We start from the raw sequence: 12,928 nt of genomic DNA on the forward strand, positions 1-12,928 counted from the left end.
CAGCTTTGCCTGGCTGGAGAAGAACCGCAGGCTGTGGAAGAACTGCGAGCGCCTGCTCAACACCAGCCTGCAGTTCATCCACTTGGCGTTCTTGGCGTTGCTACTCAGGAGATCGTAAACAGGTTCTGAGAGGCCACGCCCCCGGGACCAGGACAGCAGCACGGAGCCTTTCGCCCGAAAACCAGGGATCACCCTGATATCCGCTGCACGGATTGTTTGTATACACTTTTTGTATGGATTCCAGTGTACAGACACTGCTGCGCACCGGTTGCGGCCGCCGCGGTGGCGGCCCGCTGGCAGCACAGAGACATGACCCGAGGAAAACCTATGTCCACGAACGTCCACCCTGTCGATGAACGCCTGCCCCTGGGGCGGCTGACGGCCCTGGGCCTGCAACACGTGCTGGTGATGTACGCCGGCGCCGTGGCGGTGCCGCTGATCGTCGGCCGTGCGCTCAACCTGACGCCCGACCAGGTCACCAAGCTGATCTCGGCCGACCTGTTCTGCTGCGGCCTGGTCACGCTGATCCAGGCGCTGGGCGCCACGCAATGGTTCGGCATCAAGCTGCCGGTGATGATGGGCGTGACCTTCGCCGCCGTCGCGCCCATGGTGTCGATGGCGCAGGCCACCTCGGGCCAAGCGGGGGCGGGGCTGATCTTCGGCGCGGTGATCGGGGCGGGCGTGATCTCGATCCTGATAGCGCCGCTGGTCAGCCGCATGCTGCGCTTCTTCCCGCCTGTGGTCACGGGCACCATCATCGCGGTGATCGGCATCAGCCTGATGCGCGTGGGCATCAACTGGATCTTCGGCAATCCCGTGGGGCCGACGGCGCCGAGCGTCGTCAACCCCGAGTACACCAAGTGGCTCAGCGAGGCGCAGGCCATGGCCGGCGCGCCGGGCAGCTCGCTGCCGCCCGTGCCCCAGGGCCTGAAGCTCATGCCCACGGTGCCCAACCCCAGGTACGCCGATCTTTCGGGCGTGGGCATCTCGGCCCTGGTGCTGGTGTCCATCCTGCTGATCGCCCGCTTCGCCAAGGGCTTCATCGCCAACATCTCGGTGCTGCTGGGCATCGTCATCGGCGCCGTCGTGGCCGCGGCCATGGGCCTGATGACCTTCGAGAAGGTGGGCAAGGCGCCCTGGCTCGACATCGTGCTGCCGCTGGAGATCGCCACGCCGATCTTCGACCCCATCCTGATCCTGACGATGACGCTGGTGATGATCGTGGTGATGATCGAATCGACCGGCATGTTCCTGGCGCTCGGCGAGATGACCGACCGCCACATCAGCCAGGAAGACCTCAAGCGCGGCCTGCGCACCGACGGCCTGGGCACGCTCATCGGCGGCATCTTCAACACCTTCCCCTACACCAGCTTCTCGCAGAACGTGGGCCTGGTGGCAGTCACGGGGGTCAAGAGCCGCTTCGTCTGCGTGGCCGGGGGCGTGATCCTGATCGTGCTGGGCGTGCTGCCCAAGATGGGCGCGCTGGTCGAGTCGCTGCCCACCGTGGTGCTGGGCGGCGCGGGCCTGGTGATGTTCGGCATGGTGGCCGCCACGGGCATCCGCATCCTGAGCGCGGTGGACTTCAAGACCAACCGCTCCAACGCGATGATCGTCGCCGTGTCCATCGGCGTCGGCATGATCCCGCTGGTGGCTCCGCAGTTCCGCCAATGGATGCCGCATGCCATCCATCCGCTGATCGAGTCGGGCATCTTGCTATCCTCGCTTGCCGCCGTGCTGCTGAACGTCTTCTTCAACGGCGCCAGCGGCGACGCTTCGGCCGCCGTGGAAGCCGCACGCCAGGCAGAAGCCCATTGAACTGATTTTGTTACGCTTGTCACACATACCCCACGCACCTGCGCAGTGGGGTTTTTATGTTTGTATGCAATCTCTATGATGACGCGTGCCTGCCTTCGGTAAGCCGCCCCATCTCCTTTCCTTCCTGATCCTCACATGTCAAAAGAACTGACCGCGGCCGAACAAGCCCTGCGCGATGCCGCCCTGGAATACCACCGCAATCCCACCCGGGGCAAGATTTCCGTCACCCCCACCAAGCCGCTGTCCAACCAGCGCGACCTGTCGCTCGCCTATTCGCCCGGCGTGGCCTACCCCTGCCTGGATATCCAGGCCGACCCGGCGAAGGCGTTCGACTACACCTCGCGCGGCAACCTGGTGGGCGTGATCACCAACGGCACTGCGGTGCTCGGCCTGGGCGACATCGGACCGCTGGCCGGCAAGCCCGTGATGGAGGGCAAGGGCGGCCTGTTCAAGAAGTTCGCGGGCGTGGACGTGTTCGACATCGAGCTCGACGCGCGCGACCCGGACAAGATCATCGAGATCGTCGCCGCGCTCGAACCCACGCTCGGCGGCATCAACCTGGAGGACATCAAGGCGCCGGAGTGCTTCTACATCGAGCGCGAGCTGTCCAAGCGCATGAACATCCCGGTGTTCCACGACGACCAGCACGGCACGGCCATCATCTCCAGTGCCGCGCTGCTCAACGGCCTGGAACTCGTCGGCAAGCAGATCGACAAGGTCAAGGTAGCCGTCTCCGGCGCGGGCGCCGCAGCCATCGCCTGCGTGGACGTGATGGTCGGCCTGGGCGTGAAGCGCGAGCACGTCTACATGGTGGACTCCAAGGGCGTGATCTACGAGGGCCGTCCCGGCGGCATGGACGAATCCAAGGCACGCTACGCGCAGAAGACCGACGCGCGCACGCTCGCCGACGTGGTCCATGGAGCCGACGTGTTCCTGGGCTGCTCGGCCCCCGGCGTGCTCACGGCCGAGATGGTCAAGACCATGGCGGACAAGCCCATCATCCTGGCGCTGGCCAACCCCGAGCCCGAGATCCGCCCAGAACTGGCCAAGGCCGTGCGCCCCGACTGCATCATCGCCACCGGCCGCTCGGACTACCCCAACCAGGTCAACAACGTCCTGTGCTTCCCCTACATCTTCCGCGGCGCGCTGGACTGCGGCGCCACCAAGATCACCGAAGCCATGAAGCTGGCCTGCGTGCGCCAGATCGCCGCCCTGGCCAAGGAGAACGTCAGCGAGGAAGTGGCCGCCGCCTACGCCGGCAAGGAGCTGGCCTTCGGCCCCGACTACCTGATCCCCACGCCGTTCGACTCGCGCCTGATCCTGAAGATCGCGCCCGCCGTGGCCCAGGCCGCGGCCGACTCGGGCGTGGCCACGCGCCCCATCACCGACATGGATGCGTACAGGAGCAGCCTGACCCGCTTCGTGTACCAGACCGGCATACTGATGCGTCCCGTGTTCAACGCGGCCAAGTCCCTGCCCAAGGCGCAAAAGCGCGTCGCCTATGCCGACGGCGAGGACGAGCGCGCACTGCGCGCCGCCCAGTTCGCCATTGACGACAACGTTGCCTCCCCCATCCTCATCGGCCGCCCGGCCGTGATCGCCGCGCGCATCGCCAAGGCCGGCCTGCGCATGCAGCCGGGCAAGGACGTGGACGTTTGCGACCCCTCGGACGACCCGCGCTTCCGCCAGTACTGGGAGACCTACCACCAGCTCATGAAACGCGACGGCGCCACGCCCGAGATGGCCAAGGCCGCCGTGCGCCGCTCCAACACCATCATCGCCTCGCTGATGGTGAAGCTGGGCGATGCCGACGCCATGGTCTGCGGCCTGGTCGGCACCTACGAAACGCACCTGGAGCGCATCCACAACATCCTCGGCCACGCCCCCGGCGCACGGAAGTACGCGGCGCTGAACGCGCTCATGACGCCGAACAACGGCACGCTGTTCATCACCGACACCTACGTCAACGAAGACCCCACGGCCGAGGAGCTGGCCGACATTGCCTGGGCGGCGGTGCAGGAGGTGCAGCGCTTCGGCCTTCCGCCCAAGGTGGCGTTCCTGTCGCACTCGAGCTTCGGTTCGTCCAAGCGCGCGTCGGCGCGCAAGATGCGCGCCGCGCGCGACCTGTTCGTGGAGCGCCACCCCGACATCGAGTGCGACGGCGAGCTGCACGGCGACGCCGCGCTGGAGCCCAGGATCCGCAACACCTACCTGCAGGACTCCACGCTCGCCTCCCAGGCCAACCTGCTGGTGTGCCCGAACATCGACGCCGCCAACATCCTCTACAACGTGCTCAAGACCACCACCAGCGGCGGCGTGACCGTGGGCCCGGTCCTCATGGGCACCTCGGCCTCGGCCCACATCCTCACGCCCGCGGCCACCGTGCGCCGCGTGCTGAACATGACGGCCCTGGCCGTGGTGAACAGCGCCACGCGCAGCCAGCAATAACCGCTTCGGCAGCAAAAAGGGCTGGCGCCATCAGCGGCGCCAGCCCTTTTTTCTTCATGGACCGAAGGGAAGCAGCGCCCTTATTACTGCTTGACGGCCTCGATCTGCGCCACGATGCGCACGCTCTTGGGAAAGCCGTACTGCACGCCGTAGTCCACGCCGAAGGCGGTGCGGTCGATGGTGGCCTCGAAGTCGCCGCCGCACACCTCGCGCTTGAGCATGGGGCTGTCGTAGCAGGCGAACTGGCTGGCCTTGAAGGTCACGGGCTGGGTCTTGCCTTTGATGGTCAGGTTGCCGGACACCGCCGTCACCTTGTCGCCCTCGAACGTGAACTTGTCACCGACGAAGCGTGCGGTGGGGAACTGCGCAGCGTCGAAGATTTCCGCGCTTTGCAGGTGCTTGTTGAACGAAGCCGTTCCCGTGTTGATGGAGCCGATGTCCAGCGTGAGCTCCACCTTGCCGGTCTTGCCCGCCTTGTCGAACTGCACCGTGCCTTCCTTCTTGTCGAAGCGGCCGCGGTTCACGCTGGCGCCGAAGTGGCTGATCTCAAACGTGGCGAAGGTGTGCGTGGGATCCACTGCATAGGCGGCGGACTGGGCGTGCACGGCGCCTGCGGACAGGGCGGCTGCTGCGGCAAGGGCCAGAAGGGTCGAACGCATGGGCTGGTACTCCGTGAGGGGTGATGAAAAGGGTGATGGGTAGAGGGAAAGGGACGCAATCAGGGCCTGGGCACGCCGGCGAGGGCCAGCTTGAACTTGACCTGCACATCGTCGGCCACCATGGACGTGTCGGCCCATTCGTTCTCGCCGATCTTGAAGGCCAGTCGCTTGATGACGAAGCTGCCGGCGGCGGTGGTCGTCGCGCCGCTCTGCGTGAGCGTGACGGGCACCACCACGTCCTGCGATACGCCCTTGATGCTGAGCTTGCCAGCCACCTCGTACTTGCCCGCGCCCACGGCCTTGATGGCGCCGGACTGGAAGGTGGCCTGCGGGAACTTGGGCACGTTGAACCACACGGCCTTGGGCAGTTCGGCATCGGTCTCGCGCACGCCCAGCGTGGCGCTGCCGGTATCGACCGTGAACGCCACCTTGCTCGTGGCCAGCTTGGCCGGGTCGAACGCCACCTGGGCGTCGAACTTCTTGAACTTCCCCTCCACGGGCACGCCCATCTGCCTGCTCACGAAGGCGATCTCGCTCTGCTCGGGAACGAGCCGCTGCTGCGCGAGGGCGGGGCCGCCCGCAAGGGCGGCGGCGGTGGCCAGCGCCAGGCCGGCGCGCCGGGTCAAGGTCAATGCTGTCATGGCGGGATGCTCCATTCTGTGATAGCGAAAACAGGTCGTGCGCGGCCCACTGCGCATCAGCCCCGGCCGGGCAGCATGCGGGCCATCAGGCCGTCACGGTCGATGAATTGGTGCTTGAACACCGCCGCCACGTGCAGCGCCACCAGAGCGGCCAGGGCATAGGCCGTCAGCGCATGCCAGGGCTTGAGGGCATCGGCCAGCGCGGGGCTGGCTGGCACGAAATCCGGCAGCGGAACCAGGCCCAGAAACACGATGGGAAACCCCGCCGCCGAACTGTAGGCCCAGCCCACCAGCGGCACGATGAAGAACAGCGCATACAGCAGATGGTGCACGCCATGGTGCGCCAGCTGCTGCCAGCGCGGCATCGAGGACTGGACGTCTGCAGGCAGCGGCGGCGGCCGACGGATGAGGCGCGCCATCAGGCGCAGCACGGACAAGGCCAGGATGGCCACGCCGGCCCACTTGTGCCAGTTGTAGAGTTTCAGGCGCTGCGGCGAGAACGGCAGGCCCGCCATGTACCAGCCCATGCCGAGCATGGCCACGATGGCCAGCCCCAGCACCCAATGCAGCGCCATGGCGGTGGCACCGTAGCGTGCGGCGGGTCGCGTGATGACAGAACTCATGGAAATTGCAGGTACCAGGGAAAAAGAAGCCACTCGCAGCGCACCAGGGCCGCCAGGATGACAGGAAGGATCTGTGAATACAGCAGTCTAGAGCCGGCAACATGCGCCAAGTTTCAATTGGTTTGACGTTTTTATTCAAAATTCATGAATCCATGAGTGTGGGCATTCCACATCGCCGGATCTTTCCCTTCGTCCTTGTCTGACTGTCGTGCCATGATCGGCACTTCGCAGGCACCTCCTGCCGCCTGTCCGTTTCTCTTTCAGCAGTTCCATGACTCCCTCGAACGCCCCTGTCGCCTACGGTACCGAAGACGTGCTGATCTCCCTGTGCAACTCCGTGACGCGCGTACTGTCGGTCGCCACGCAGGGGCCGGTGCATTACTCCGGCATGGTGCAACGCATCACGAAGACCTGCCTCAAACCCGACATCGGCTGCTTCGTGCTGTTCAACGGCGGTTTCTCGGGCCTGGTCATCATCAATTTCTCGGCCGCCGCGGCCATGGAAATCTATGAGCGCTACATGCTGAGCATGGGCATGTCCGCGGGCGACCTGGCGAGCTCCTTCACGGCCGACGAGGTCGGCAACGTCATGGGCGAGCTCATGAACCAGGTGGTGGGCGATTTCACCGGCAAGGTGCGGCGCGAGCTGCAGACCCACATCACGCAAAACCAGCCCAAGATGCTCGTGATCAACCAGCAGGTGGTGCTGAGCGTGGACGCCAACCTGGACCAGCCCGAGGCGCGCCGGGTTTCCTTCTACACCGCCAACAACAATATCTTCTACCTCGAGCTGGCGATCGATCACACGCAGTTCATCAAGCTCTACGACTTCGAACCCCAGGACGCTCCCGACCCCGACGCCCTGATGGCCGAGGTCGCGGCCGTGCCGGCTGCCGCGTCGCCCGCCACTCCCGCGGCGGACGACGACACCCAGGCGCTGCTCAAGTCCCTCGGCATGTAGCCCCACCCGCCCCGCGGGACGCGGGAGCCCGCGGGGGGAAAGGGCCATGCGGTGCGGACGCAGGTGATTCAAGGTAAAATAGCCTGTTGCGGTCGGGGGCACCATGCCAATAGTCCACCTACCTACTCCCCCGGCTTTTCATCGACTAATTCCTGAGAGATAGAAGTGCCATGGCGATCGTTGTCAACAAGCCCCTTCCCGAATTTGAAGCCAACGCGACCGGAGGAATCAAGGTCTCCAACGTTTCGCACCAGGGCCAGATTCTGATCCTGTACTTCTACCCGAAGGACAACACCCCGGGTTGCACCACCGAGGCCATGCAGTTCCGCGACAAGTTCAAGGACTTCGAGAAGGCCGGCGCCGTGGTCTTCGGCGTGTCGCGCGACAACATGAAGTCCCATGACGACTTCAAGGAGAAGCTGGAACTGCCCTTCGAGCTCATCGCCGACACGGAAGAGAAGATGTGCCACATGTTCGGCGTTGTCAAGAACAAGATCATGTACGGCAAGAAGGTCAAGGGCATCGAGCGCAGCACCTTCCTCGTCAGCCCCGAGGGCATTCTGGTGCAGGAGTGGCGCGGCCTGAAGGTGCCGGGCCACGTGGACGAAGTGCTCAAGGCCGTCAAGACCATCAAGGCCCCCGTCAAGAAGGCCGCCTGAACGCCAGAGAGCCCCGTCCCGGAGCCGTCGCATGGAGCATGCATAATGGGCCGATGCTGCTGAAAAACGCAACACACTCTTCTCCAACCAAAGCCGCCTCGGTCTCCAGGCGGCTTTGTGCTTTCTGAACCGTCCCCCTTCAGCGAGACCTTTCGCACCATGCCCCTGCCCCCCGCCCCGACCAAGCGCGCCGCCCTGCTCAAGCCCGAGGCGTATCTCCTGACGCCCCCCCAGGAGGAAACGCAAGAATCCGCAGCAGCCGAGACGGCTCCCCTCCCGGGCACGCCGCGCAAGCGCGCCAAAACCAGGGCGGGCGGCGCGACGGCCGCCGCCCCCGCAGCCGCCAAAGTGGCCGAGCCCGCCAAGGCCGCTGCGGTCACGCAGGCCCGCGGCAAGCCGGCGCAGGACAGGCCTGTGCATGACGCGGCCCCGGCCGGGGCGAGCAACGTCACGCCCATCCGCACCGTGGCGGCCGCCGCCCCGCGCAAGCGCCGCGCCACGGGCCCGAAGAAGATGTTCGTGCTCGACACGAACGTGCTGCTGCACGACCCGACGAGCCTGTTCCGCTTCGAGGAACACGACATCTTCCTGCCGATGATCGTGCTGGAGGAACTCGACGCCCACAAGAAGGGCATGACCGAGGTCGCCCGCAACGGCCGCCAGGCCAGCCGCACGCTGGATGCGCTGGCCGCGGCCCATGGCGCCGACGACATGGCCCACGGCCTCAAGCTCGATGCCACGGGCCAGCGCGCCGCCACGGGCAGCCTGTTCTTCCAGACGGCGCCGCTGTCCTACCAGCTGCCCTCCAGCCTGCCCCAGGGCAAGGCGGACAACCAGATCCTGGGCGTGGTGGAGGCCCTGCGCAAGCTGCACGCGCCGCGCGATGTGGTGCTGGTGTCCAAGGACATCAACATGCGCGTGAAGGCCCGCGCACTGGGCCTGGTCGCCGAGGACTACCAGAACGACAAGGCCCTGGAGGACGGCGATCTGCTGTACACCGGCAGCCTGGCCCTGCCCCCGGACTTCTGGACCAAGGCCGGCCGGAACGTGGAGAGCTGGCAGAGCGGCGCGCACATGTACTACCGCATCGGCGGTCCGGTGGTGTCGCAGCTCATGATCAACCAGTTCGTGTACTTCGAGGCGCCGGGCGAGCCCAGCCTGCACGCGCGCGTGACCGAGATCCGCGACAAGACGGCGGTGCTGGAAACCCTCAAGGACTACGGCTCGGCCAAGAACGCCGTCTGGGGCGTGAACACGCGCAACCGCGAGCAGAACTTCGCCATGAACCTGCTCATGGACCCCGACGTGGACTTCGTCACGCTGACCGGCACGGCGGGCACGGGCAAGACGCTGATGGCGCTGGCCTCGGGCCTGACCCAGGTGCTGGACGAGCGCCGCTACACCGAGATCATCATGACCCGCGCCACGGTGAGCGTGGGCGAGGACATCGGCTTCCTGCCCGGCACCGAGGAGGAGAAGATGGGCCCCTGGATGGGCGCGCTCGACGACAACCTGGAGTTCCTGGCCAAGGGCGACGGCGGCAACGCCGGCGAATGGGGGCGCGCCGCCACCAACGAGCTGATCCGCAGCCGCATCAAGATCAAGAGCATGAACTTCATGCGCGGGCGCACCTTCCTGAACAAGTACGTGATCATCGACGAGGCGCAGAACCTGACCCCGAAGCAGATGAAGACGCTGATCACGCGCGCCGGCCCGGGCACCAAGATCATCTGCATGGGCAACTTGGCCCAGATCGACACGCCCTACCTGACCGAGGGCAGCTCCGGCCTGACCTACGCCGTGGACCGTTTCAAGGGCTGGCCCCACAGCGGCCACATCCTGCTCGCGCGCGGCGAACGCTCGCGCCTGGCGGACTTCGCCAGCGAGGTGCTGTAGCCCCTGGAACTTTCAAGAAGATAGCTACCAGTGCAGGCTGGATGGGCGTCAAGGCGGTATTTCATTTGAAATTCTGCCCGCCGCCCGTTCAGACGTCGAAACGCACGCCCTGCGCGAGCGGCAGCGCGCCGCTGTAGTTGATGGTGTTGGTGGCACGGCGCATGTAGCCCTTCCAGGCATCCGAGCCGGACTCGCGCCCGCCGCCGGTCTCCTTCTCGCCGCCGAAGGCGCCCCCGATCTCGGCGCCCGAGGTGCCGATGTTCACGTTGGCGATGCCGCAGTCGCTGCCCGCGGCCGACATGAAGCGCTCGGCGTCGCCGAGGCTGGCGGTGAAGATGGCCGACGACAGGCCCTGCGGCACCGCGTTCTGCAGCGCGATCGCCTCATCAGTGTCGCCCTCGTAGCGCACCACGTAGAGGATAGGCGCGAAGGTCTCCTGCTCCATCACCGCGGACTGCCACGGCATGCGCACCAGCGCCGGGCGCACGTACCATGCGTGCGCGCCAAGGTCCTCGCGCACGCGCTCGCCGCCCAGCACCCGGCCGCCCTCGGCGCGGGCCTGCTCCAGCGCCCGCTGCATGGCGTCGAACGCCGCGCGGTCGATCAGCGGCCCGACCAGCGTGCCCGCCTGCAGCGGGTCGCCGATCGCGATGCTCCGGTAGATCCGCTCCAGCCGTGCAAGCAGCGCATCGGCCACCGATGCGTGCACGATCAGGCGCCGCAGCGTGGTGCAGCGCTGGCCCGCCGTGCCCACCGCCGCGAAGGTGATGGCGCGCGCGGCCAGCTCCAGGTCGGCCGTGGGCGTGACGATCATGGCGTTGTTGCCGCCCAGTTCCAGGATGGCGCGGCCCAGGCGCTCGGCCACCTTCACGGCCACCTGCCGGCCCATGCGCACCGAGCCCGTGGCGCTGAGCACCGCCACCCGCGCGCTGGCTGCGAGCACCGCGCCCACGTCGCGCCCGCCGATCAGCAGCTGGCTCAGGCCCTCGGGCACGGTGCCCGGCCTTTCCTGCTCGAACTCCGCGATGGCCCGCTGCAGCAGGTGCTGGCAGGCGATCGCCGCGAGCGGCGTCTTCTCCGATGGCTTCCAGACGATGGCATTGCCGCAGACCAGGGCCAGCGCGGCGTTCCACGACCACACCGCCACGGGGAAGTTGAAGGCCGAGATGATGCCCACCACGCCCATGGGGTGCCAAGTTTCCATCATGCGGTGGCCGGGCCGCTCGCTGGCGATCGTCAGGCCGTGGAGCTGGCGCGACAGGCCGACGGCGAAGTCGCAGATGTCGATCATCTCCTGCACCTCGCCCCGCCCCTCGGCGGCGATCTTGCCCGCCTCCAGCGACACCAGTTCTCCCAGGGCCGCCTTGTGCCGGCGCAGCAGCCCGCCCAGGCGGCGCACCAGTTCGCCGCGCACCGGCGCGGGCACGCTGCGCCAGGCCAGAAAGGCGCTGTGGGCGCATTCGACCGCGGCCTGCGCCTGCTCCGGGGTGTGCGACGCCAGGCCGGCCAGCACCGCGCCGTCGCGCGGCGCGCGGATGGTCAGGTCCGTGCCCTCATGGGCCCGCAGGTCCAGGTCCAGCGCCTGCAGGATCTGCTGCAGGCATGTGCGGGAGTCCGTCATTGCACACCTCCATCAAAAATAGCCTCTAACGCTTATGCAGCAATCGCTGGCAGCTATCAAATCAGAAGAATCAGTAATCGTCGCCCGCACCCATGGCCAGGTTCTCGAAGCGCGTCTGGTTCTTCTGGAAGAACAGCTTCACCGTGCCCGTGGGGCCGTTGCGCTGCTTGCCGATGATCACCTCGGCGATGTTGGGCTCCTTGCTGTCCTTGTTGTAGTAGTCGTCGCGGTAGATGAACATGATGATGTCCGCGTCCTGCTCAATGGCGCCCGATTCGCGCAGGTCGCTCATCATGGGGCGCTTGTCGGTGCGCTGCTCCACCGATCGGTTGAGCTGCGAGAGCGCAATCACCGGGCATTGCAGCTCCTTGGCCAGCATCTTCAGGCCTCGCGAGATCTCGCCGAGCTCGGTCGCGCGGTTGTCGGAGCTGCTCGAGCCCGAGCCGCTCATGAGCTGCAGGTAGTCCACCACGATCAGCCCCAGCTTGCCGCACTGGCGCGCCAGGCGCCGCGCGTTGGCGCGCAGCTCGGACGGCGTGAGGCCGGGCGTCTCGTCGATGTGCAGGCTCACGGTGCGCAGGCGCTCGATGGCCTCGGTCAGGCGCGGCCATTCCTCGTCGGAGAGCTTGCCGGTGCGCAGGTTGCCCTGGTTCACGCGGCCGATCGAGCCCACGATACGCACCGCGAGCTGCGCCGCGCCCATTTCCATCGAGAAGATGGCCACGGGCAGGCCCTCGTTGAGCGCCACGTGCTCGGCGATGTTCACCGCGAACGAGGTTTTGCCCATCGACGGGCGAGCGGCCAGCACCACGAGGTCGCCCGCCTGCAGGCCGCTGGTCATGCGGTCCAGGTCCATGAAGCCCGTGGGCACGCCGGTCACGTCCATGGGGTTGTCGGCCATCTCCTGCACGCGGTCGAGCAGGTCGATGACCAGGGTGTCGAGCGACTGGAAGCCCTGCTTCATGCGCGAGCCCTCCTCGCCGATGGCGAAGATCTTCTGCTCGGCCTCGTCGAGGATGCGCTCGACCGGCTTGCCCTGGGGGTTGAACGCGTTGGTGGCGATCTCGTCGCTGGCCGTGACGAGCTTTCGCAGGATGGCGCGCTCGCGCACGATCTCCGCGTAGCGGCGGATGTTGCTGGCGCTGGGCACGTACTGCGCCAGGCTGTTGAGATAGGCCAGGCCGCCGGTTTCCTCAGCCTTGCCCAGGCCCTGCAGGTGCTCGTACACCGTGATCACGTCGGCGGGCTTGCTGACGTTGATGAGCGCGCCGATGGCCGAATAGATCTGCTGGTGCTCGTGGCGGTAGAAGTCGCCGTCCACGAGCAGGTCGCCCACGCGGTCCCAGGCCATGTTGTCCAGCAGCAGGCCGCCGAGCACGCTGGACTCGGCCTCGATGGAATGCGGCGGCACGCGCAGCAGGGCAACCTCGCGGTCCGGCGGCGCGGCGACATAGCCGTCGATGAGATCGGGCAGAACGGCAGACATGGGGGAATGGCTTTCGAGAGAGGGCAAGCGTGGAATGCTAGCGGCCGCGGGGAAGCCCGTCACTGCACAACTCTGTGGATAACGGGTGCACAGGCGGTGGGATCCCCGTGCAAAAGGAG

Annotated in this window: 10 protein-coding genes and 1 pseudogene; 6 read left to right on the forward strand and 5 right to left on the reverse strand. The window is 66.6% G+C overall.

The window, feature by feature from the left end:
* From ACX12L_RS09865 to ACX12L_RS09875, 3 genes and pseudogenes are all read left to right on the forward strand, one after another.
* Nucleotides 1-118: pseudogene (locus tag ACX12L_RS09865) on the forward strand (IS5/IS1182 family transposase); the annotation flags it as partial.
* Between the two features lie 209 nt (nt 119-327).
* Nucleotides 328-1,815, forward strand: a complete 1,488-nt coding sequence (locus ACX12L_RS09870) for a nucleobase:cation symporter-2 family protein (RefSeq protein WP_459262375.1) — start codon at nt 328-330, stop codon at nt 1,813-1,815.
* A gap of 135 nt (nt 1,816-1,950) precedes the next feature.
* Nucleotides 1,951-4,263 (forward strand): NADP-dependent malic enzyme, encoded by a 2,313-nt coding sequence (locus tag ACX12L_RS09875; RefSeq protein WP_459262376.1) that lies wholly within the window; start codon nt 1,951-1,953, stop codon nt 4,261-4,263.
* 83 nt (nt 4,264-4,346) lie between these two features.
* On the opposite strand, the gene ACX12L_RS09880 is transcribed toward ACX12L_RS09875, so the two are convergent.
* Genes ACX12L_RS09880 through ACX12L_RS09890 form a run of 3 tightly spaced genes read right to left on the reverse strand, consistent with a single transcriptional unit; the run spans nt 4,347 to nt 6,186 of the window.
* Entirely contained in the window at nt 4,347-4,922 is a 576-nt protein-coding gene (locus ACX12L_RS09880) for a YceI family protein (RefSeq protein WP_459262377.1), read from the reverse strand.
* A gap of 59 nt (nt 4,923-4,981) precedes the next feature.
* Nucleotides 4,982-5,563, reverse strand: a complete 582-nt coding sequence (locus tag ACX12L_RS09885; protein ID WP_459262378.1) for a YceI family protein — start codon at nt 5,561-5,563, stop codon at nt 4,982-4,984.
* A gap of 56 nt (nt 5,564-5,619) precedes the next feature.
* Nucleotides 5,620-6,186 carry a cytochrome b gene (locus ACX12L_RS09890; protein WP_459262379.1) on the reverse strand — a complete coding sequence of 189 codons (567 nt, stop codon included), beginning with the start codon at nt 6,184-6,186 and terminating at the stop codon, nt 5,620-5,622.
* Nucleotides 6,187-6,457: 271 nt separating this feature from the next.
* On the opposite strand from ACX12L_RS09890, the gene ACX12L_RS09895 reads away from it, so the two are divergent.
* The 3 genes from ACX12L_RS09895 (at nt 6,458) to ACX12L_RS09905 (ending at nt 9,702) form a co-directional block, all read left to right on the forward strand.
* Nucleotides 6,458-7,147, forward strand: coding sequence for a DUF3334 family protein (locus tag ACX12L_RS09895; RefSeq protein ID WP_459262380.1), 690 nt, complete (start codon nt 6,458-6,460; stop codon nt 7,145-7,147).
* Nucleotides 7,148-7,317: 170 nt separating this feature from the next.
* A complete protein-coding gene (locus ACX12L_RS09900; RefSeq protein ID WP_459262381.1) occupies nt 7,318-7,806 on the forward strand; it encodes a peroxiredoxin in 489 nt (162 codons plus the stop codon).
* A 159-nt stretch (nt 7,807-7,965) separates the two neighbouring features.
* Complete coding sequence (locus ACX12L_RS09905; protein ID WP_459262382.1) at nt 7,966-9,702, forward strand: PhoH family protein; 1,737 nt, start codon at nt 7,966-7,968, stop codon at nt 9,700-9,702.
* Nucleotides 9,703-9,790: 88 nt separating this feature from the next.
* Here ACX12L_RS09905 and amaB read toward each other — a convergent pair whose 3' ends face one another.
* Complete coding sequence (amaB, locus tag ACX12L_RS09910) at nt 9,791-11,323, reverse strand: L-piperidine-6-carboxylate dehydrogenase (RefSeq protein ID WP_459262383.1); 1,533 nt, start codon at nt 11,321-11,323, stop codon at nt 9,791-9,793.
* A gap of 70 nt (nt 11,324-11,393) precedes the next feature.
* Nucleotides 11,394-12,809: a replicative DNA helicase gene (gene dnaB / locus ACX12L_RS09915; protein ID WP_459262384.1), complete on the reverse strand. Its 1,416-nt coding sequence runs from the start codon at nt 12,807-12,809 to the stop codon at nt 11,394-11,396.
* Between the last annotated feature and the right edge of the window lie 119 nt (nt 12,810-12,928).

It is taken from the genome of Alicycliphilus sp. T452 (assembly GCF_054512775.1).